Genomic DNA, 21,519 nt, shown 5'->3' with positions numbered 1-21,519 from the left:
GGGGTTACACACGTCAAGCGTCGGGGAAATCGGTCAGCGCCTGTTCGGCCTCCCTGACCGCGGCCTTCAGCTGAGCCGCGAAGAACCCCACCCGGTCCGGGCCGAAGCGGGCCGAGGGGGCCGAGATCGACAGGGCGGCCAGAGCGACGCCGTTCCCGTTGCGCAGGGTCGCGCCGATGGCGGAGACGCCGCGTTCCGTGCCGTCGATGTTGAGCGCGTAGCCGCGGGCACTGACGTCGTCGAGCTCGCGGGTCAGGGTCGCGCGCTCGTGGTCGGAAAGGTCGGGATAGAGGTCGCGGAGCTGGTCGGGGGGCAGAGTGGCGAGCAGGACCTTGCCGCCGGAGGCCCGGCGGGCGGGCAGGATCGTGCCGCGGCGGTCGCCGACGTGCAGGATCTGCGACGACTCCACGCTGTCCAGGAAGCGCACCTCCGTACCGACCCGGAGCATGAGGTTCACGGTCTCCGCGGCCCGCGCGCACAGGGCCTCCATCACCGGCCTGACCCGGGCGCGCAGCTCGCGCAGGACCGCCCCGCCCGCGCCGGCCTGCGTCGAGGTGAGGAACGGCCCCGGCAGGTACGTGTGCTGCTCGTCCTGCACGGCGAAGTCGCGGTAGACGAGCATGGCCAGCAGGCGGTGGGCGGTCGAGCGGGCGATGCCCAGCTCCCTGGCGACGTCGGCGACCTTGAGGTGGCCCTGGTCGCGCAGCATGTGCAGGAGCAGCAGCACGTTGTCGACGGAGCCCAGGGCATAGGCGGGCCTGTTCTTCATAGCAGAATGCTAGTGCCGTATGCAGAATCACCTCCTAGCGTGGGCTCCATGAACCCAGAGGAGAGGCTCTACGCCGACTTCGCGGCGGAAGGCCTGATTCCGTTGTGGACGCAGGTCGGCGACCTGATGCCGGAGCACCCGAAGCCGAAGGCGCGCCCGCACGTGTGGGAGTGGAAGACGCTCTACCCGCTGGCCGAGCGGGCCGGCGAGCTGGTGCCCGTCGGGCGCGGCGGCGAGCGGCGGGCCATCGCGCTGGCCAATCCCGGCCTGGGCGGGATGCCGTACGCGACGCCGACCCTCTGGGCGGCCATCCAGTACCTGGGGCCGCGCGAGGTCGCCCCCGAGCACCGCCACACCCAGAACGCCTTCCGCTTCGTCGTCGAGGGCGAAGGTGTCTGGACCGTCGTGAACGGCGACCCGGTCGCCATGCGGCGCGGCGACTTCCTGCTGACTCCCGGCTGGCACTTCCACGGGCACCACAACACCACCGACGCGCCCATGGCCTGGATCGACGGGCTGGACATCCCGCTCGTGCACTACACCGACACCTCGTTCTTCGAGTTCGGCCCCGACCAGGTCACCGACGTGACGACGCCGAGCGTGTCGCGTTCGGAACGGCTGTGGGCGCACCCGGGGCTGCGTCCCGTCTCGGCGCTGCAAGCCACGCCCAGCTCGCCGATAGCCGCGTACCGCTGGGAGCACACCGACCGGGCGCTGGACGAGCAGCTGGCGCTGGAGGACGAGGGCCACCCCGGGACCGTCGAGCCCGGCCACGCCGCCGTCCGCTACACCAACCCCACCACCGGCGGCGACGTCATGCCGACAATCAGGGCCGAGTTCCACCGGCTGCGGGCGGGGACCGCGACGGCCGCGCGGAGAGAGGTGGGGTCGTCGGTGTACCAGGTGTTCGACGGCGAGGGGTTCGTGACCCTCGACGGCGCGGAGCGGCGGCTGTCGCGCGGCGACCTCGTCGTGGTGCCGTCGTGGTGCGCGTGGTCGTTCCGCGCCGAGACCCGTTTCGACCTGTTCCGTTTCGCTGACACGCCCGTTTTCGAGGGCCTGCGTCAATATCGAGAGGAGTTCGTGTGAGGCTCGCGACGCTGCGGCTGCCGCACCGTACGACCGCCGCCAGAATCGACGGCGACCTTGCCGTGGAGGTCGGCGCGCCCGATGTCGGGGCGCTGCTGGCCGATCCGCGCTGGCGGGAGGTGGCGGCCGCCGCCGACGGGCCCCGGCATCCCCTGTCCACGGCCGACCTCGCCCCCGTCGTGCCGAGGCCGGGGAAGATCGTCTGCGTGGGGCTCAATTACCGCAACCACATCCTGGAGATGGGGCGGGAGCTGCCGGAGCATCCGACGCTGTTCGCCAAGTTCGCCGAGGCGCTGGTCGGGCCGTACGACGACATCGCGCTACCCGCCGTCTCCGACGCCGTCGACTGGGAGGCCGAGCTGGCGGTGATCATCGGCACGGCGGCCCGGAACGTGTCGCCCGAGCAGGCGGCGGCCTCCATCGCCGGCTACTCCGTGATCAACGACGTGACCGCCCGCGACTACCAGTACCGCACGCTGCAGTGGCTCCAGGGCAAGACCTTCGAGTCGAGCACGCCGTTCGGCCCGTACCTCGTCACCCCGGACGAGCTCGAGGGCGTGACGATGACCATGCAGTGCGAGGTGGACGGCGAGGTGGTGCAGGAGACGGACACGTCCGACCTGGTGTTCGGCCCGGCCGAGCTGATCTCGTACGTGTCACGGATCATCACGCTCCAGCCCGGGGACGTCATCGCCACCGGCACGCCCGGAGGCGTCGGCCACGCCCGCAAGCCTCCGCGCTACCTCGCCGACGGGAACAAGGTCGTGACCCGGATCGCGGGCCTCGGCGAGCTGGTCAACGTGGCGCGCCGAGATGCCTGACCTGGGCTGGATGGACGCCGGCACCGCGTACTTCGAGGCACAGGTACGCGGCGCCGACCTCGGACGGCCGAGCAGGCTGCCCGGGTGGTCGGGACGGCACGTGGTGGCGCACGTCGCCGCGAACGCCCGAGCTCTCGGCAGACTGGTGTATTGGGCGCGCACGGGTGAGGAACGCCCGATGTACGCCTCGGCCGAGGCCCGTGACGCCGAGATCGAGGACCTGGCCGCCCGGCTGGACGCCGCCGCGCTGGAGAGCCTGGCCAGGGAGACGTCCGAGGAGCTGCGCGACGCCCTGGGCGAGCTGTCCGGAGACCAGTGGGAGGCCCGGGTGCGGACCGCTCAGGGGCGGCTCGTGCCCGCGTCCGAGGTGGTGTGGCTGCGGACCCGCGAGGTGTGGGTGCACGGTGTGGACCTGGGCGGGCGGTTCGAGGATCTACCGGGCGAGCTGGTGGACGCGCTGCTCACGGATGTGACGGCGCTGTGGGCACGGCGCGGCGAGGAACCCGCGATGGTCCTGCGCCCCACCGACCGCCTCACCACCTGGCCATCCGATGGGGACGGCCTGCCGGAGGCGCGGGGTACGGCCGCCGAGCTGGCCGCCTGGGTCACCGGGCGCGGCCCCGCCCCCGATCCCGCCGCCCCCGCCATCGGCCGCTGGCTCTGAAGGCTCGGGCTCTGAAGGCTCGGGCTCTGAAGGCTCGGGCTCTGAAGGCTCGGTCCGGGTGCGGGCGTCGTCGGTGGAGAGGAGGGCTCGTGGTCGAGGTGGTCGTCGTCGGAGGCGGCATCGGCGGGCTGGCGGCCGCCTTCGCGCAGGCGAGGGCCGGGCGGACGGTCCGGGTTCTGGAGCGGTCGGCCGAGTTCGGCGAGGTGGGCGCCGGGTTGCAGCTCGGCCCCAACGCCACCCGCGTGCTCCACCGCTGGGGCCTGCTGGACCAGGTGATCGAGAGGGGCGTGCTCCCCCGGCGGCTGGTCTTCAGGGACGCCATGACCGGCGAGGAGCTCACCCACCTCGACCTGGGCGAGGGTTTCCGGCACCGCTACGGCGGCCCCTACGTGGTGGCGCACCGCGGCGACCTGCACGCCGTCCTCCTGCGGGCCTGCGCGGCCGCGGGCGTGGAGCTGCTGAACGGCCGGCACGTCGAGCGGGTGGACGCCGGACGCGCCAGGGCCCACTGCGCGGACGGCGAGGTGCACGAGGGTGACGTGGTGGTCGCGGCGGACGGCCTGCAGTCGGTCCTGCGGGCGCAGCTCGTCGCCGACCAACCCCACGATTCCGGATTTGTCGCTTATAGGGGCACCCGTCCGCTTCCCGAGGACTTCGACGTCTCCGACGTGGTCGCGTACCTGGGCCCCGGCTGCCACTTCGTCCAGTACGCCCTGCGCGGCGGCGAGCTGCTCAACCAGGTGGCCGTCTTCCGCGGCCCCGGCGACCTGGAGGCGGCCTTCGACGGCTGCTGCGACGCGATCGGCAAGGGCCTGCCGTACCTGTGGCGAGAGCGCCACTGGCCCATGCTCGACCGCCCGCCCATCGGCACCTGGGTGCGGGGCAGGCTCGCCCTCCTGGGGGACGCCGCCCACCCCATGCTCCAGTACCTGGCCCAGGGCGCCTGCCAGGCCATCGAGGACGCCCACGAGCTGGCCGAGCAGTCGGCCGCCGGCGACTGGGACCGGGCGCTGGCCGCGTACCAGGAGAGCCGCGTGCCGAGGACGGCGCGCGTGCAGACGACGGCGCGGCTGTGGGGCGACATCTGGCACGTGGACGGCGTGGCCCGGGTGCTGCGCAACGAGCTGTTCCGGACCAGGGACCTGGCCGCCCACGACTACGTCGACTGGCTGTACGGGGGGTGAAGGGTGACGGGGCCGTCCGGGGTGTGGACGGTCAGCGCGTCGCCGGAGACCGACACGCGCGGATCGGCCGCGCCCGGCACGATCACGGTCAGCACACTCGGGGCGGCGGGGGACACCACGGTCGCCACCTCGGCGGTCCGCAGGTAACCGGTCGAGGCCAGCCCGGGCCGCACCCCCTGCCCCGCCCCCGGGAGCTGCAGCAGCGTCACCCGCCAGTCCCCGTCCCCCAGCACCACCCGGCCGTCGCCCCGGGAGACCACCTGCAGCGACGGGTCGAAGTGCCACAGGCTGCGCAGGGTTCCGCCCTCGACGGAGTCGTGCACGGCCATCAGGTCGGGCCCGTGGTTGACGAGGACGCGCCGGGTCCTGGTCACCCCGTAGGCGTCGTCGGCCAGCTCGAAGGACTGGCGCGACGGCTCGACGGACGATCCGACGAGCCGCGTGGCCGTCCCCGGACGGAAGGTCCCGGCCACGACGGGCACGTTGTGCGCCTCGGGCGAGCGCGTCCACTCCACGTATCCAGTGCGCTCGTAGGAGTGGAACCCGGCCTCGACGAGGATCCGGCGGCCCTGGGCGCTGTAGGTGACGCCGAGGTGGTCCTCGTGCCCGTGCAGCCGCCGCCCGGGCCCGAACCTGATCGAGTAGAAGGCGGACCGCGGGTCGTCCCAGGCGGTCCTGCCGAAGACGTACCCGCCGTCGAACACCCGCACCACCGGCCCCTCGTGCGGGAAGCCGTCGGCGCGGGTGTCGGCCGGGCTGTCGCCGATCGGGGCGAGGCGGCCGTCGGGCTGGGTGGCGTGCGCGACGTACGCCTCCAGCGCGGCCCGCCGGGCGATGAGCCGCTGGGGCGGTGCGGCGCCGCTCTCGCCGATCGCCCGCAGCGCCGTGCCGAGCCGCCGGTGCACGTACAGGCCGTAGCGGGGGGCCTGCTCCTGCAGCACCCCCTGAGCGTCGATGGCCAGCTCGGCGGAGGCGGTCATCCTGCGGATGGCCAGATCGCGCCAGCGTGCCCGGCCGAGCCGGCAGCCGACGACGAGCAGCCCGATGTCCTGGTCCAGGCCGTGGTTGTGGCCCGCGCGGTAGAGCGACGAGTCGGCCAGGATCTCCCCGTGCTCGGCGAGGCTGTTCCACAGTGCCCGGCTCCGCACGTGCTCGCTGAGGCACACGAGCGCGGGGGCGCGTAACGCGACCGCGTGCTCGGCCCACGCCCACGGGCTGACCCCGCGGCCGCCGTGCGGGTTCTCGCGGATCCAGTGCTCGGCCAGGCTGCTCGCGCGGTCGAGGTACGCGGGCTCGCCCGAGCGCTCGTACTCGGCGACCAGCCGGCCCATCCAGCGCAGCGTGTGCAGGTTCAGCGCCCAGGAGCGGTTGCCGTGCGGGTTCGCGGTCCAGTCGACCTCCGTACCCAGCTCGACCGGCGGCAGGCCGACGAACGTGACCTGCCCGCGCATCACCTCCTCCACCTTGATCAAGGGAAACTGGTCGCTCAGGCAGATGGCTTTGCCCGAGATCGCACGCCAGAACACGTCGGGACTCCTGTTTCAGGGCGCGCGAAACCCACGCGCCGGCGTCGGAATGCTCTAGCGGGGACCCCGGTCGGTCCAGCCTGCCTCGATCACGCGCTCTGTGCCCGGGGACGGCCCGTTGTCGGTGCGGGAGAGCACCTGCGAGGTCGCCGGGTCGATGACGAGCGTCCGCTGGGTGCCGTCGGGCAGCGTGTACGAGAACGCCTCACCGCGGTCGCGCTCGCCCAGGTAACGGACCTCGGGCAGGTCGGCGAGCGCGCGGTAGGCGGCGGCGCGCACGGCGGGCGGGGACGGCTTGGTCCACAGCAGGCCGCTGAGCGCGTCGGCGAGCAGGCCCTTGGACGGCAGCATGCCCGCGACCCGCTCCCTGAGCGCGTCCGGGTCCGTGGGAAGGCTCTCGATCTGCTGGAACGTCAGGTCACGCCCCGCCATGCTGAACGGCGACCGTCCCTTGACCTGCGTGATCCGGCCCTGTTCCAGGGTCCACGCCCGGCCGTCCCTGGCCGCCCAGAGCCCGACCACCTGGGACCCGTCCCGGACCTTCTTGATGTGCCAGTACGTCCCGTCCGGAACGTGGCCCGAGGCGGCGGTGCCGGCCGCCGCCAGCAGCACGGATCGTCCGGTGGGGGCCGGTTGATAGATCACGAACGCCGCCGCCAGGGCCATCGCCACGGCGGGGAGCACCAGCCACGACAGCCGCCTGCGCCTGCGTGCCACCGTCACCCGCCGCCACACCCTGGCCTGGGCGTCCGGATCGGACTGCGGCCGGCCGTACAGGTCCTTGATGTGCTCCATCTCATCCACGGACGAACACCTCGATCTCGCCGAGCAGGGCGCGCAGCTTCTTCCTGGCCCGGTTCAGGCGGGACCCGACAGTGCCGTACGGGATGCCGAGCGCGGTGGCGATCTCGTCGTGGCTCAGCCCGGCGAGCGCGACGAGCAGCAGGACGTCGCGGTCGCGGCGGTCGAGCTCGGCCAGGGCGGCGGCCAGCTCGGGCCGCAGGCTCTGGGCGCTGACGCGGCGGGCGACCGAGTCCTCGTGCCCGGGGGACTCGGGGTCGGGGGCGCAGCGGCCGAGCGCGCGCAGGGTGCGGGCCTCGAGGCGGCGGTGCTTGCCGATGAGGTTCGTGGCGATGCCGTACAGCCAGGCGCGCACGTTCGCGCGGGCCGGGTCGTACTGCGCCCGCTTGCGGAACGCGGTGAGGAACGTCTCGGCCACGACGTCCTCGGCGTGGTCGGGGCCGAGCCGCTGGGCGACGTAGGTGTGGATCTCGCCGAAGTGGGCGCCGAACACCGCGGCGAAACCGTCGGTGTCGTCGAGAACGTTCGGCGGCGAGCTGCGCGTCCCCCCGTGGACGTGCGCGCGAGCCGTCCATGCCGCCGGCGTCGCGATGGTCTCCCCCGTCATGCGCTGCCTTCCGGTGAATCAGTGGTCATCTCTTATCACCCGATGCACCGGTTTGCTTTCACGCTCTCATTCCAGAAAACGGCGGACGTCCGCGATCTCGGCGTCGAGCAGGCCGTCCGGCAGCTCGTCGAACGGCTCGACGCTCGCCCGCGCGCCCTTGCGCCCCCACACGCCCCTGATCACCCCGCCCACCAGCACGACCGGCCGCAGGATGCCTCCCCCCGGGAACACCTTCCTGGCGTGCTCGGCGGCCAGGATCGGGTCGCGGCTGCGCCAGCCCATCAGGTACTCGTCGAAGGCGGGCGCGAGGCGGGCCACCGGCTCCTCCTCCGTGCGGGCGGGCGGCGGAGGGGCGGCGCTCAGGCGCCAGGCCGTGCGGGCCTCGCCGAGCGGCAGGCCCGACCAGGCGGCCAGGTCCTCGGGCTCGGCGGGCCGGTGGGCGCGGCGGTAACGGGTGCCCAGCTCCTTGAGCGCGCGGTCCCGGTCGGGCTCGGGGGTGATGGGGGCGCCCAGCCAGTCGGCGGCGTGCACGTACGTGGGCTTGCCCGCGCGGAGCGGGCCCAGCACGGCCAGGCCGTGGTGCGCGGCCAGCCCCACCAGGTGCACGACCCCCTGGCCGGTGGCCCGGCCCGCCAGGCGCTCCTCCAGGTCGGCCTTGGTGAGCGGGCCCTGGCCTTCGAGGGCGCCGGCGATGAGCCCGAGCAGGTCGTCGCCGGTGACGCCTTCCTCGTGGAGGCGGCGCAGAGTGTTCGTGGCGCGGGCGGTGAGGGCGTGCAGCCAGGGCAGGTCGTCGGCGTGCGCGAAATGGAGGGTGCCGCGCGGGCCCCAGGTTCTGACGATCTCGCGGGAGGTCACCGCGGCCTCGACGTCCTGCCTGGTGAGGGTGGCGGAGCGGGCGCGGAAGGCGAGCAGGGCGGAGGGGACGTCCTGGGCCTGCATCGCCGCCAGATGTCTGACGATCTCGCCGGCCGCCAGGCCCGGGGGGCGATGCAGGAGCTGGGACTCCACGCTTCTCATGTTCACCGTCATCTCAGCAGGAGGCGATTGCGCAGGCGGGTGGTCAGGGGGGTTCTGGCGCGTACGGCTCTGCGGATGGCGTCGCTGCGCTGCCAGGCCGCGGTGGCGGCGTCCTCGGTGACGGCGTCGGGGGCGTACCGGACGAAGTTCGAAATTTCAGCCAATGGCTGGATGTGCGTGGAAATATCACCCGAGCCCGCCTGCCCGGCGACGACGTCCGCCGCCGTCAGAGCGTACCGGCCCCTCAGCCCCAGGTCGTCGCAGGTCTGCCGCCACGCGCCGAGCACCCGCTGCTCGGGCCCCTCGGCCCGGCGGCGCTTGCGCCTGCGCCACCACGGCAGGGCCACCACCACCCCGGCGTACGCCACCAGCAGCGCCCCGCCCGCCACCGACGCGATCAGCCAGACCGCCGGGCCGTTCGACGGCTCCTGACCGTTGCCCGTGGCCTGCGGCCGGGAGGTCTTGGGCCGGTCGCTCCCGCCCTGGGTGAACTCGCCCTCCAGCTCCTCGCTCTCCTCGATGGCCGAGGACACGACATCATGGTCGTCCTTGGCGCCGCTGCGGCCCGGTGTGGGGTAGAACGGACGCCAGCCCAGCCGGTCGAACTTGATCTCCGCCCACACCATCACATGGCCAGATTTAACGTGATAAATCCCGCCGGACGTCTGGCCCGGCCTGAACCCCACCACCACCCGCGACGGCAGCCCGAGCGTCCTGGCCATGAGCGCGAACGTGGTCGCGAACTGCTCCGACGTCCCCCGGTGCGTGGTCTGCAGGAAGAACTCCAGCCCCTTGAGCGAGTGCCCCGGCGGCGCGGTGACGTCGTAACTGGCGTTGGTGCGCAGGTACTTCTGCAGCCGGTACGCCCGCGTGATCGGCGTGGTCGCGCCCTTGGTGGCCTCCTGGGCGAGCTTGCGGAACAGCCGCTGCTGCGGCCCGGCCGGGAACGCGGTCAGCCCCGGGTCGTCGGCGGGCGTGGCGTCGAGCAGCTCCTGTTTGGACGGCCGGGGCACCTTCGAGGTCACCTCGTAGCTGAACCCCTTGGCGGGCTTGGCACCGGCCAGCAGCGCGCCGCTCTCGGGGTCCACCACCAGCCCCCGCACGCCCTCGACCCGCTCCGGCCGTTCGGCCGCGGGCAGCCAGGTGCCCGGGAGCCCGTCGAACGTCACCTTCTGATGGACGACGTCCGCCTTGCCCGTCCAGTCCGCTTCGGGCACCCGGCCACCGGTGGGCTGGAACCGGGCCCCGGAGGTCCATCGGACGCCGTCGTACCGGTCGAGCACGGCCAGCCGCCAGTTGAGCGGTTTGTCGGCCTTGACGGTGAACAGCTCCCTGTCGGGGATCTGCAGCCACGCCGAGACCCGGTCCAGCGGGCTGACGCTGTCGACGCGCCGCGGCGGAGGGAGGTCGGCGTCCTGCCGCGGGTTGTACGGCTGCGCGGCGATGGGCAGCAGCGGGCCCACGACCAGCGCCAGCGCGGCCAGCGCGGTGGCGGCCGGCAACCCGGCCAGGAGCCAGAGCGGGGAACGGTCGTCGCGCAGCAGGGCCAGCGCGGCGATCAGCACGAACAGCGCGCCCGCCACGGGGACGTTCGAGCCCTCGCCGTCCACGCCCAGCACGAGCGCCGTGCCGTAGACGACCAGCGCCGGGACGGCGGCGGCGATCCTGGTGCGGGTGCGGGCCAGCGTCTCGGCGCCGATGACGGCGGCCGCCCAGACGAGGGTGTGGACGAGGACGAGGAGGTGCGGCTCGGGCTGGGCGGGGAGGAGGGTGGTGAGCAGGGCGTGCCAGGAGTTCGCCACGTCGGCGAACACACCTGGGTTGGCGGCCTCGTAGAGGAGGACGGTGCCGGCGAACCAGAGGACGACGTCCAGGAGCAGGGCCAGCCAGAGGGGACGACGGCCGAGGATCGCGGCGACGACGGCGGGGGCGATGGCCGCGGGGATCACGGCGGTCAGCAGCTCGGTGCCGGGGAACACCCGATGGAACCCCCACCCCGCCACCCCGGCGACGGCCGCGACCAGCGCCGCCCCCGCCATCCGCCGCCACAACGCCCCACCCGCCACGCCCCCGGACGGCACGCTGCCCGTCCGGCCTCCGGCCGCCTCGCCAGGCGTCGCCGCGTCCGGCGCGCGCCCGTGCCGGCGGCCGCGCCTGGGGGCCTGGGTGGTCATCGGGATCCCCACGCGAGCGGGAGCGCGTCCAGGGAGCCGATCGGCAGGACTGCCACCCCGGGTACCGCGACCGCCCCGGGGCCGACGTAGACGCAGATGACGCGGTCGAAGCGGCGGCGCACCCCCGCGACGCGCCCCGCCTCCGCCGGGTCCGAGGTGACCAGGACCAGCGAGCCGCCGCCCCGGGCCAGGCGCGTCGGCTCCGAGACGCCGCCCGTACCCGTCGACACCAGGGCCAGGCGGTCCAGCACCGTCTCGGGGTCCTTGGCGTCCGGTACGGGCCCGTCGCCGGTGACGAGGCGTACCGGGAAGCCCGCCGTGGCGGCGGCGAGCGCGACCGAGGCGGCGGCGTCCACGGCCAGCTCCGTGAGGTCGCGGGTGTCCAGGACGACGGTGGTGGTGGGGAGGCTGGCGTCGATGAGCTGGCGGACCATGAGCGTCCCGGTGCGGGCGCTCGACCGCCAGTGGACGTGGCGCAGGTCGTCACCGACGACGTACTCGCGCAGGGTGTGGAAGGTGACCGTGCCGCTGGGGGCGTTGTCGCTGGTGGGGCCCTCCAGGTGGTGGGCCCGGCCGGACGGGGGGACGGGCAGGGCGACCGTGCGGGGCCGTACCAGGAGGGTGACGGGCGAGCCGTACGCTCTGACGCGGCGCGTGAGCCCGAACGGGTCGGCCCGGACGAGCAGCAGCGGCCCCACCGGGATCTCGCCGCGGGCGTCCGTCGGCAGCGGGTACGACACCGTGCGGACGGCCCCTTTCGGCAGCCTGGGCACGTCGACGGTGTGCTCCGCCGCGCCGATCCGGTCCTGGGCACGCAGGCCGGACAGGCCCCGGCGGCCGAGGTTGGTCACGTTCAGGACCGCGACGGCGGCCTCCCCACGCGGCACCTTCAGGGGCGTGACCTCGCGCCGCACCTCCAGCCTGGGCCTGGGGGCGGTCCACGCGAGCGCGGCGGCCAGCGCGAGCAGGCCGCCGGTGGCGAGCACGACGGGCTCGGGGTAACCGAGCGCGAACCCCGCCGCGTACAGCGCGAGGGACCCGGCGAGGGTTCCCCAGCCCAGCGGGGTCAGCACCGCGGTGAGCCGCTGCCAGGGAGCCGGTGGCGGGGTGGGCACCTACGCCGCCTGCGGCACCGGCATCCCGGCGAGGATCTCGCCGAGCGCGGCCGCGGCGGTGACCTCGCGCAGCTCGGCCTCGGGCGTGAGGATCAGCCGGTGCGCCAGCACGGGCGCGGCCAGCGCCTTCACGTCCTCCGGCACGACGTAGTGCCGGCCGGCCGCGGCGGCCTTGACCCGGGACGCGCGCAGCAACGCCAGGCTGCCCCGGGGGCTGGCCCCGAGCCGCAGGTGAGGGCTGGTACGGGTGGCCGAGCACAGCGCGACGATGTAGTCGTACACGGCATCGGCCACGTGGATCCGGGAGGCGAAGTCGATCATCCCGGCCACGTCCGACGACCGCGCCACCACCGGCAGCCGCTCGACCTGCGGCCCCGTCGGCATGCCCTTGAGCACCTCCACCTCGGAGACGTGGTCGGGGTAGCCGACGGAGATCTTCATCAGGAAGCGGTCGAGCTGGGCCTCGGGCAGCGGGTACGTGCCGTCCATGTCGACCGGGTTCTGCGTGGCCACCACCATGAACGGCCTGGGCACCGGATGCGGCTCGGCGTCCACCGTGACCCGGCGCTCCTCCATGACCTCCAGCAGCGCGGCCTGGGTCTTCGGCGAGGCGCGGTTGATCTCGTCGGCGAGCACGATGTTCGCGAAGACGGGCCCGTGGTGGAACTCGAACTTCTGGTGCGCCTGGTTGAAGATCGACACGCCGGTGATGTCGCTGGGCAGCAGGTCAGGCGTGAACTGGATGCGCCGCCACTCGGCGTCCACGCTGGCCGCGAGCGACCTGGCCAGCGTGGTCTTGCCGGTGCCGGGCACGTCCTCGACGAGCAGGTGCCCCTCCGAGAACAGGCTGATCAGCGCCAGCTCGATCGCCTCGTGCTTGCCCCGGATGATGCGCTCGATGTTGCCGGCGAGCAGCTGGAAGCGCTGCGCGAACTGCCCGGCCAGCTGCGCGCTCTGCTGCGGCTGCTGCTGGTAGGACTGCTCCAGCCCCTGCTGCTGGTACGGCTGCACGGTCTGCTCGAACTGGTCCTGATAGTTGTACTGGGTCAACTGAGCCCCCCTCCTCAGTCGGTGCACTCGAAGAGCGGCCCCTCGGGGAAGCCGCCGTCCGGAGTCGCCACCAGAGTGTCGCTGAGCCACCCGTTCCCGTACTGCGTTTCAACTTTGTTCCAAATGTCACTGGTGCTGCCGTCTTGCGACTCGGTGACAGACTGGCCCTTGACCTGGCAGATCACGGTCACCGTGATGTACTGGTCCTTCGGGATCTTTCCGACGTTGTCGTCGCCGTTCTTGGCGGGAGTGGGCCGGATCAGCGTGTTGGTCTGGGCGTTGTTCTTGTTCTTGTACTGCTGCCTCGGGTAGGCCAGGTCCACCTCGGTCGTGGCCACGTCCGGGCTCTCCCCCGCCGCGTTCTTGGCCTTGAGCTTGAACGCGTGCTTCTGGTTGTTCTTCAGCCCGTCCACCGTGAACGACGTGCCCTTGATGCCGTTGTTGGTGGCCGCGCCGGTCAGCTCGTAGGTGACGCCGTCGTCGGCGTTCTCGGGGGCGCTCCAGCTCAGCTCGGCGCCCCGGTTCTTGGCCTTGGCGGCGAAGCCGGTCGGCGAGCCGGGCGCCACGCAGGGCTTGGCCCCGGCGCTGGGCTGGGACTCGACCTCGCCGCCCGCCCAGTGCGCGACCACCACGAACGTGTACTCGTTCGCGCAGTCCCCGCCCGTGAACTCGAACTGGAACGGCCCGTTCGCGTCCACCGACTGCGGCACGGACCGGCCGGCGCCGGACGAGGTCTTCAGGGTGTACCGCTCGACCTTGCCGCCGGTGGCCGGGGTGAAGGTCACCGTCACCTTGCCGGGCCCGGACCTGGCGCTGACCGCGCCGGGCGCGGACGGCGCGCTGGGCGACGGGGTCGGCGTGGGCGACCTGGTGGGCTCGCGGCTCGGGGTCGGCGTGGGCTCGGCCTCGCGGGTCGGCTCGGCCTCACGGGTCTCCGTGGGGCGCGGCTCCGTCCTCGTGGGTACGGGGTCGGGCCGGGCGTCCGTCTTGGACGGGTCCGGGCGCGGCGTCTGCTTGGGCTTGGGCGTGCTGGTCGGTCCCGGTACGTCGGAGTCGTCCTTGTCGACGTCGTGCTTGCGGCCCTCGGGGTCGATGACGACCGCCTTGTCGCCGTTCTCGTCGTTGGCCCAGAGCAGGCCGTCCTTGACGAACACGTCCACCGGGCCCGGCGCCTGGGCCACCTGGAGCGTGGTGGGCCGGCCGCCGGCCGCGCTGTCCCAGACGATGAGGGAGCCCTTGCCCTGGTCCGGCACGTACACCTTGCTGCCGAGCACCTGCGGCACCCCGAGCTTGGCGGGGTCCTGCGACTCGAACTTGGTGCTCAGCACCGAGTTGGACGAGGTGTCGATCACGACGAGCAGCCCCGAGCCGCCGGGCGTGAGGATCGGGACCAGCGGGCCTTCCGTCGTGGCCGGGGTGAGCGCGCCGCCCTTGGCGGCCTGGGCCACGCCCTTGGGCAGGGTGATCTCGCCGACCCCGCCGTCCGCGCCGATGACCGTGGCGGTGGCGGCCCGGCTGTTGACCACGACGGGCAGGCCGCCGGCGATCGTGATCGCCAGCTCCTCGCCCGGCTCGCCGACCTTGAGCGGGCTCGCCGCGGCGCCGTTCGACACCGGTACGACCTGGCCCTTCGCGGTCACGGGGACCCACAGGCGGCCGCCGCCGTCGATGCGGGCCGCGCCGAGCGGGCCGGGGAGGGTGATCGGGGCGCCGACGGAGTTGAGCGTGGCCGGGTCGATCCGCTGGACCTTGCCGGAGGCCGGGTCCACCGCGTACCCGGTGTCGCCGGACACCGCGATCTGCAGGCCGGCCGCGCCGAGGTCGCGGGTCTGGGAGACCGTGAGCTGGCTGGGCTCGACGCGGCTGACGTAACCGGTGGCGTCGTCGACGAGCAGCACGTTGCCGCCGTCCTGCACGACGCGCAGCTGCCGGCCGGCCTTGTCGCCGAGGTAGCCGTCGACCTCGCCGGACAGGCCGTTGACGTGCACGATCTTGCCCTTGGCGCGGGTCCAGAGCCAGGCGCCGACATCGGCCAGCTTCGGGTTGGCGCTGGACACGCCCACACCGAACCACGCCGCCGCGGCCACCAGGACCACGGCGGCCACCCCGGCGATCACGGCCGTGCTTCGGTCACCTCGGAGCATGCGCAACTGCACGCGTAACTCACCCCGTATGTACGATTACAGAGCGTTTGCCCCCGTATTATCGGGCATCACACTAGCGCTCACCGGTCGCTTGTGCGTATGTACCGGCTGGTAAGGCTCGTGAGGTGGTTGTGGTGTGCCGAGACTGTCGGCGCGAAGCCGTACCTTAGTGCCCGTGTCCGAACAGCCCCTGACCCTCGACGCCGTCCTCACCGACGAGGCGGTCCTGTCGACCTACCGCCGGATGTTCGCCGCGCTGGCGCGCGACAGCGGCGCGGTCGTCGACGACCCTGCCCTGGTCGACATCGCCGAGACGCTGTTCTCGGCGTTCGCGGAGGCGGGCGAGGAGTGGATGACGCACGAGCAGATGCGCTTCGTGTGCCGGGCCTATCCGGGCGACCAGTGCGACAACCGGCTGCGGGTGCTCAAGGGGCTCGGGGCCATCCGCGAGGTGTTCCCCAAGCCCAACCAGCTGCGTTACCGGGCCTCGTTCACGAGCGTGGTCGGGCTGATGTTCATCCGGCGGATGATGTCCGACGGCGGGCAGTCGGAGATGCACCGGCTGCTGGCGCTCGAAGACCTCAACGTCGCCGACCCCCGCACGACGATGGAGGAGGCCAGGCAGAGCGCGGTCAACCTGGCGCGGGCGTTCCGGCTGTGGGCGCTGGAGCTGATCACGCTCACCACGGGCACCATCGAGGAGTTGCGCGAGCAGGCGCCCAAGCTGTGGGGCACCGAGGAGATCGCCCGGCGCGCGCAGGGGCTGCACGGCACCATCCTGACCCGATGGCCGGAGCTCGACCGGGTCTGCACCGACCTGCGGGCGGCCATCTACGCCTACAGCGACGCCTCCCGCCGCGCCGCCGGACGCCTGGCCGACTCGGCGGGCACCACCCGCAACCTGACGTTGCTGCCCACCGAGACGTGGCGCACCTTCTCGCAGACCGCGTCGCGGGAGCAGCTGGCGGCGGTGCTCGACGGGTTCGTGTTCGACGTGCCCGCGCCGTGGCACGATCCGGCCGCCATCGCCCGCGCCGTGGACGAGGCCCCGCGCCCCGCTCCCGCCCAGCCCACTCCCCCGCGCTCCAACCTCCCCGACCCCGGTCCCGGCGACTCGCTCGACACCTCGCTCAGCGCGGCCATGGAGCGGCTGCGGGAGGTGGCGGAGTCGCTGCTGGGCGACGCCCCTCGGGTGGCGCTGGCCGACGTGCTGGGCTCCGACTGGCCCTCGGCGCGTCGCGTGCTGGCCGACCTGACGACCGTGGACCTGCGGCCTGAGCTGCCTTACCGGCTGAGGTGGTCCGACGGGATCTCGATCGATCCGGACCGCGAGCCGGCCTGGCTCTCCCAGGGCTACTTGGAGCGCACCTGATGCCCACCCCGAACCACCCTGAAGCCGACCGTCCGGATGCGACCACCACGGAGGCGGGCACGTCGGCGCGCGGGCACGACGGCGCCCGTGCGGGGGCTCGTTCGAAGGGCGTCGCGAGGACGCGGGCTCGGGCGCGTGCCCTTGACGGGCCTGCTGCGCATGTGCGGGTGCGCTCGGGTGGACCGCTGTGGCTGGCGGCCGGGGAGCCCGCGCCGCCGGGCATGGCGCGGCTGACGCGGCCCGACTCCACCGGGCAGGCTCTGCCGGTGTGGCCCGACGGCGTGACGCCGTCGCTGCTGGAGGAGTACCAGGTGTCGCCCGTTCCGGTGGAGCGGTCCGGCGAGACCAGGCGAGTGCTGGCGGCGGTGCTCAAGTGCTGCTGGACCGACCTGTCCGTGGACCCGTGGCCGGGCGAGCCCGCGCCCATGGAGCTGGTGCTCGACACGTACCGGGCGCTGATCGGCCGCACCGACGACCTGATGCGCAATTGGGCGATCGGCGCGATGCGGCGCCTGCACGACTCGGCGTGGGTCGTCGTGGACGACGGCGTGGTCACCCTCGGCCCGCGCTGTGCGCTGTGGCCGGTCGAGTCGCACGCGCAGTTGCAGGAGCTGGTCCGCCGCCTGCCCGAGCCCGAACGCCCCGAGCTCACCGTGGTCGGCGACGCCGACAGCGTGGCCGCCGCCCACCCGGCCGAACCCGTCCCCGACCCGGAGGCGGGGCTCGGGGGGCGGGTCGAGGGCGGGTCCGCGGAGTTCGACGACCTGCTGGGGGCTTATGACGAGCGGCGGCGGGCGGAGCTGGTGGCGGCGTTCATGGTGGTGGAGCACGCCGCCGAGCCGGTGCAGGAGGTCCGCTTCGCCGCCCTGCGTGACCCTGCGCTGCGCCATACGGTGAGCGAGATGCTGGCCAGGCGCGGCCGTACGCTGATCCAGCACCGCGACCGCTGGACCTCCGGCTACGACGACACCCGAGCCGCCACCCTCACGACCTCCGCAACCGAGACCCCGCACCAGGACACGCACGAGTCGTCACGCACGACCACGGCCGACGGCGGGCGCGAAGCCACGCAGGAGGTCCCGCCCGAGGCGACGCACGCGACCCCACGCGGGGCCCGGCGCGAGGTCGCGCATGAGGTCCCGGGCGGAGCCGCGCACGGGGCTTCTGCCGGTGGCGGCTCGGCTCCGGTGGAGAGTCCCGCAGGCACGGCCATCCCCGGAGAAGCGAGCGCGGCCGTCGTCGGGGAGGCGGGCGCGGCCGTGGCCGGGGATGTGGGCGAGGGCCGTGATCGGGCGGGCGGTGGCGATCCGGTGGCCGTGCGGGCGGTGGCTCCCAGCGTCCGGGCCACTGTCCCGGCGGGGCCGCGGCTCGGGGTGAGCGAGCGGGCCGTGCTGACGCTCGTCCTGGTGCACTCCGTCGCCATCCCGAGGGCCGAAGGGCTGTTGCCCGAGGACTCGTGGTTGTCGCCGCACCCCACGCCGGTGGACGAGCTGCGCCGCCACACCCAGCTGCCGATCGGCGAGCTGGAGGCGGCGCTGCGGGCATTGCGGCACGCGGGACTGATAGGGCAGGTCAAGGCCGGTGAGGAGGCGGGCGGTTACGTGCCGGGGCCGCAGTTCCACCGGCTCACTCCGGCGGCCCGGCGGCGGTTGCAGGAGGAGCTGATCCTGGCGGCCGGGCCCAACACGCCGCTGGCGTCCGCCGTACGAGCCCGAAGATCGGCGAAGTGACCGCGACGGCACACAGATTCAGCGTCATGACTGATGGAAGGACTACGGGGGTAACAGGTGTCGCAGGTGGAGAACGTCGTCGGAGACCGGGTGCTGATCGCTGTGCAGGCGGTCAACATTTCGCGGCTCTCGACCCATCCGGTGCCCACCGTCCCCGGCACGCTCATCGTCGTGGCGGGCGCCGGGCCCAAGGACTCCAACGGCGCGGGCAAGTCATCGTTCATCGCCTCGATCACGGCGTTGCTCGGGGACGAGCAGTGGCGCTTCGCCTCGGGCGCCAAGGCGGTGTCGGAGCTGCTCTTCAACGCCGAGCTGGCCAGCGGCGCCGGATCCCGCCAGTGGGCGAGCGCCGACCACGGCTACATCGTGGGCGTCTTCGGCCCGCCCGGCATGGACGGCTTCGCCCCGTACGACGCGGCGGAGGCGGCGGGCGCCGTTCCGGCTGGTGCGGAGGACGGTGACTCGTCGGACCGGGCCCGAGCCGGCACCACGACCCAGGGTGGCGCGACCCCGACCGGTGCGGCAGGCGACGGAGCGGCCACGGGTGGCGCAGCCGTTTCAGGGGGTGGCGAGTTCGCGCTCGAGAGTCAGGTGGCCGGGGATGAGCTGAGCGGTGAGCTGTTCGAGGTGCCCGACACCTCGGGCGGGGCGCTCACCGTGTGGCTCAAGGTCAACCAGGAGGCGCCGCACCTGGAGATCCGGTGGCGGGAAGGGGTGCATCTGGCGGCCTCCCCGTCCGAGGCCGAGCGGGTGGCACGCGCCGACGAGATCTGGGCGACGCTGCCGAAGTCGGCCGGGCGGCGCGACGTGGTGGCGCGCGACCTCACCAAGGTGCTCTACGGCGACCGGGTCAGGTGTGTGTCGTTCCTGTCCACCTCCGTACGCAGCAAGGTGGCCACGAACCTGCTCTCCCAGCCGCTCAACGAGATCTCGCCCGAACGCGTCTTCGAGGCCATCGCGGCCCTCACCGGCCTCGACGCCGAGCTGGAGCAGGAGCGGGAGGCCCGCCGCGACGAGCACGCCAAGCGGGTGCGCGCCGCGCAGGCGGCCGAACGGCTGGCGGAGTTCGAGATGGAGTCGAAGGCGCTGGTGACCACGTTCGACCGGCGTGATCAGGCGAGGATCCGGCTGGCGGACGCGCTGCGGTGCTGGCGCGGCAGGCAGGCGCGCAAGCTGGCCGACGCGGCGGGCAAGGACGAGGCGCTGGCCGCCGACCTGGAACGGCACCACGCGACCGGTGAGGCGGCGGCCGAGGCGATCGCCATGGTCAAGGCGGAGATCGGCACGCTGCGGGAGGACACCCTCGACAGGCAGGTCTCGCAGGCCCGCAAGGAGCTGGCGGCGCAGCAGGCGCGGGCGGCCAAGCTGGACGCCGACCGCGCGGTGGCCGAGAACTCTGCCGACGAGCTGCGCGGTCTGATCCCGGCGTTGGAGGAGACGCGCAGGTTCGCGGACGGGCGTGACGTGCCCACGGCCGAGCGGGAGCTGCGGGAGGTCCGGCTGCGGCTGAACGAGGCGCTCAAAGCGCTCGGGGTGGCCGACCGGGAGGTGTCCTCCGCGCAGGCGGCGCTGGACGACGCCGAGGGCGGTCCGGCGGCGGCCCAGCTCAACACCCTGGCGGCGGCGGGCATCGGCGCGACCGGCCTGCTGGACGCGCTCGACGTGGCCGAGCAGGCCCGCGACGCCGCCCACACACCCCCGGCACCGTCCGCCGGCGGAGGCCGGGCACTACGCGGAACGACCGGAGCGACCTCGGCCACCCCCGGAGCGACCTCGGCCGCCGCTGGGGCGACCGGGGCTGCTGCTGGGTCGGGCGATGCCGACGCTCTCGGCGCCGCCCTCAAAGCACGCTACGGGAAGGCGCCCGGCGACGGCGCGATGAGTGGTACCGGTGGACGGTTGGCCGGGGTCGCGTTGGGGGATTTGCGGGGGTGGCCGAACGAGCATGCGGTGATCGTGGATGCCGCGCAGCTCGACGCCGCCGCTGCCGCCCTGGCCGAGTTGCCCGGGTCCGTGCTGGTCAGCTCGGCCGGGGTGAGCGTCGTGGGGGCGTTCGACGGGGTGGCGACCGGGCGTGAGGCTCGGATCAAGGCCGCCGAGCTGCGGCTCAACCGGGCCAAGGACGTCCAGGAGACGGCGGCGCAGGCCGTACGTGACGGAGAAGAGGACGTCGCGGAGGCGCAGCGCCGGCTGGAAGGGGCCAGGGCCGGGGTGCGCCTGGCCGAGCTGGAGGAGAAGCTGGGCGAGCGGCGGGCCAGGCTGACCGAGCTGAACGCGGCGATCGGGGAGCTGGCGCCGAAGGTGGCCGAGGCCGAGCGGCATGCCGGTGCGCTGGACTTCCGGGCCAGGACCAGGGACATGGAGATCGAACGCCTGGAGGGGCGGCGGCACCGGCACGAGGCCGAGCGAACGCAGGCACGCGACCAGGAGACCAAGGTCGGCGCCGAACGCGAGGCGCTCAAGCTCGACGCGCTGGCCGCCGACTGGGGCGGCACGGTCGAGACGGCCCGCGAATGGCTGAACGCGCTGCCCGAGGAGGAGCGGCCGCGTGCGGCCGAGGAGTGGTGGCGGGTCGCCGAACGCCACTTCGACCAGGCCTTGCGCGACACGTTCCCGGAGGAGGACGCCGAGATTCCCGAGGAGCTGCGGTTCCTGCTGAGCGAGCGGGGCGGGAGCACGGCGCGGGAGCAGGCGACGTTCGCGGCGGTGTGCGGGGCGCTGGCCTCCTACCTGCGGGGCCAGGAGGAGTACGAACGGCACCAGCGCCGCCAGATCGAGGCGCAGGTCGTCACCCGGCAGCGTGACCTTTCGGCGGCGGCCAGGGGCGCCGAGGAGGCGGCGCAGTCGACGGCCGTGCACCGGGCGGCGCTGACGGCGGCGATCAAGGCGCGGCTCACGCGGGTGGCCGAGGAGTTCGAGAAGCTCGACACGTCGTACGGGGGTTACGGGGCGACGCTGGAGTTCCCGGTGCCGCCCGCGCCGGCCGATCCCGAGCAGCGCTGGCAGTGGCGGGTGACGCCGAAGTGGCGGCGCGGCGAGGGACAGGGGTTCGTGCCGTACAACCGGCGGGCCAACACCGCGCTCATGGACGAGAAGGCCGTCAAGCTGGTGTGCGCGGCGGCCATCGCCTCGTCCGGGGGCGGTCACCTGTGCCTGGTGCTCGACGAACTGGGCCGCAACCTGGGCAAGGAGCACCGCCGGGAGGCGGTCGCGCTCTTCAGGCGGATCGGGGAGACGTACGGGATCACGGTGATCGGGGCGCTGCAGGACGACATGGAGCCGTATGCGATCGACGCCTGCGGGCAGTACATCAAGCTGCGGCGGTCGTCGGACGCGATGCCGTACAACGAGCCGCCGGTGATCGTCGGGCACGACCAGCACGCCGACCGGGTGCGCGCCCTGGCCGCCTACGTCGACAGGACGGCGGCGGCGCTCACTTGACGGGCGGCCCGAGGG

At 73.5% G+C, this 21,519-nt stretch carries 16 protein-coding genes; 7 read left to right on the top strand and 9 right to left on the bottom strand.

Features of this window, described 5'->3' with window-relative positions:
- Positions 1 to 13: 13 nt before the first annotated feature.
- Positions 14 to 769, bottom strand: coding sequence for an IclR family transcriptional regulator (locus tag ACIHFD_RS03180; protein ID WP_397365333.1), 756 nt, complete (start codon positions 767 to 769; stop codon positions 14 to 16).
- Positions 770 to 817: 48 nt separating this feature from the next.
- Here ACIHFD_RS03180 and ACIHFD_RS03175 point away from each other — a divergent pair, with 48 nt between their 5' ends.
- The 4 genes from ACIHFD_RS03175 (at position 818) to ACIHFD_RS03160 (ending at position 4,527) form a co-directional block, all read left to right on the top strand.
- A complete protein-coding gene (locus tag ACIHFD_RS03175; protein WP_397365332.1) occupies positions 818 to 1,858 on the top strand; it encodes a cupin domain-containing protein in 1,041 nt (346 codons plus the stop codon).
- Entirely contained in the window at positions 1,855 to 2,679 is an 825-nt protein-coding gene (locus tag ACIHFD_RS03170; protein ID WP_397365331.1) for a fumarylacetoacetate hydrolase family protein, read from the top strand. The genes ACIHFD_RS03175 and ACIHFD_RS03170 overlap by 4 nt, the downstream gene beginning before the upstream one ends.
- Positions 2,672 to 3,343: a maleylpyruvate isomerase family mycothiol-dependent enzyme gene (locus ACIHFD_RS03165; protein WP_397365330.1), complete on the top strand. Its 672-nt coding sequence runs from the start codon at positions 2,672 to 2,674 to the stop codon at positions 3,341 to 3,343. Before ACIHFD_RS03170 ends, ACIHFD_RS03165 begins: the two co-directional genes overlap by 8 nt.
- Before the next feature lie 89 nt (positions 3,344 to 3,432).
- Entirely contained in the window at positions 3,433 to 4,527 is a 1,095-nt protein-coding gene (locus ACIHFD_RS03160; protein WP_397365329.1) for an FAD-dependent monooxygenase, read from the top strand.
- Here ACIHFD_RS03160 and ACIHFD_RS03155 read toward each other — a convergent pair.
- The 8 genes from ACIHFD_RS03155 to ACIHFD_RS03120 all read right to left on the bottom strand — a co-directional run bounded on the left by ACIHFD_RS03155 (position 4,500) and on the right by ACIHFD_RS03120 (position 14,961).
- Positions 4,500 to 6,053: a heparinase II/III family protein gene (locus ACIHFD_RS03155; RefSeq protein WP_397365328.1), complete on the bottom strand. Its 1,554-nt coding sequence runs from the start codon at positions 6,051 to 6,053 to the stop codon at positions 4,500 to 4,502. The two genes, ACIHFD_RS03160 and ACIHFD_RS03155, sit on opposite strands and share 28 nt — an antisense overlap.
- A gap of 54 nt (positions 6,054 to 6,107) precedes the next feature.
- Positions 6,108 to 6,857 carry a hypothetical protein gene (locus tag ACIHFD_RS03150; protein ID WP_397365327.1) on the bottom strand — a complete coding sequence of 250 codons (750 nt, stop codon included), beginning with the start codon at positions 6,855 to 6,857 and terminating at the stop codon, positions 6,108 to 6,110.
- The gene (locus ACIHFD_RS03145; RefSeq protein ID WP_397365326.1) at positions 6,850 to 7,461 is read right to left on the bottom strand and encodes an RNA polymerase sigma factor; all 612 of its coding nucleotides are present in this window, start codon (positions 7,459 to 7,461) and stop codon (positions 6,850 to 6,852) included. The genes ACIHFD_RS03150 and ACIHFD_RS03145 overlap by 8 nt, the downstream gene beginning before the upstream one ends.
- A gap of 66 nt (positions 7,462 to 7,527) precedes the next feature.
- Positions 7,528 to 8,469 (bottom strand): winged helix DNA-binding domain-containing protein, encoded by a 942-nt coding sequence (locus ACIHFD_RS03140; RefSeq protein WP_350722324.1) that lies wholly within the window; start codon positions 8,467 to 8,469, stop codon positions 7,528 to 7,530.
- Between the two features lie 17 nt (positions 8,470 to 8,486).
- Positions 8,487 to 10,652, bottom strand: a complete 2,166-nt coding sequence (locus tag ACIHFD_RS03135; protein WP_397365325.1) for a DUF3488 and transglutaminase-like domain-containing protein — start codon at positions 10,650 to 10,652, stop codon at positions 8,487 to 8,489.
- A complete protein-coding gene (locus ACIHFD_RS03130) occupies positions 10,649 to 11,767 on the bottom strand; it encodes a DUF58 domain-containing protein (protein ID WP_397365324.1) in 1,119 nt (372 codons plus the stop codon). Before ACIHFD_RS03130 ends, ACIHFD_RS03135 begins: the two co-directional genes overlap by 4 nt.
- On the bottom strand, positions 11,768 to 12,817 hold the full coding sequence (locus tag ACIHFD_RS03125; protein WP_350722330.1) for a MoxR family ATPase: 1,050 nt from the start codon (positions 12,815 to 12,817) through the stop codon (positions 11,768 to 11,770). It lies immediately after the preceding gene.
- Positions 12,818 to 12,831: 14 nt separating this feature from the next.
- A complete protein-coding gene (locus tag ACIHFD_RS03120) occupies positions 12,832 to 14,961 on the bottom strand; it encodes a hypothetical protein (protein ID WP_397365323.1) in 2,130 nt (709 codons plus the stop codon).
- Positions 14,962 to 15,136: 175 nt separating this feature from the next.
- Here ACIHFD_RS03120 and ACIHFD_RS03115 point away from each other — a divergent pair, with 175 nt between their 5' ends.
- The 3 genes from ACIHFD_RS03115 (at position 15,137) to ACIHFD_RS03105 (ending at position 21,504) form a co-directional block, all read left to right on the top strand.
- Entirely contained in the window at positions 15,137 to 16,333 is a 1,197-nt protein-coding gene (locus ACIHFD_RS03115) for a hypothetical protein (protein ID WP_397365322.1), read from the top strand.
- Positions 16,334 to 16,494: 161 nt separating this feature from the next.
- A complete protein-coding gene (locus tag ACIHFD_RS03110; protein ID WP_397365321.1) occupies positions 16,495 to 18,063 on the top strand; it encodes a hypothetical protein in 1,569 nt (522 codons plus the stop codon).
- A gap of 66 nt (positions 18,064 to 18,129) precedes the next feature.
- Positions 18,130 to 21,504, top strand: a complete 3,375-nt coding sequence (locus tag ACIHFD_RS03105; protein ID WP_397365320.1) for a chromosome partitioning protein ParA — start codon at positions 18,130 to 18,132, stop codon at positions 21,502 to 21,504.
- Positions 21,505 to 21,519: the final 15 nt, after the last annotated feature.

This window comes from Nonomuraea sp. NPDC051941, from assembly GCF_044593615.1.
The sequence above is the reverse complement of the archived record's forward strand: the minus strand, read 5'-3'. Positions and strand labels throughout refer to the sequence as shown.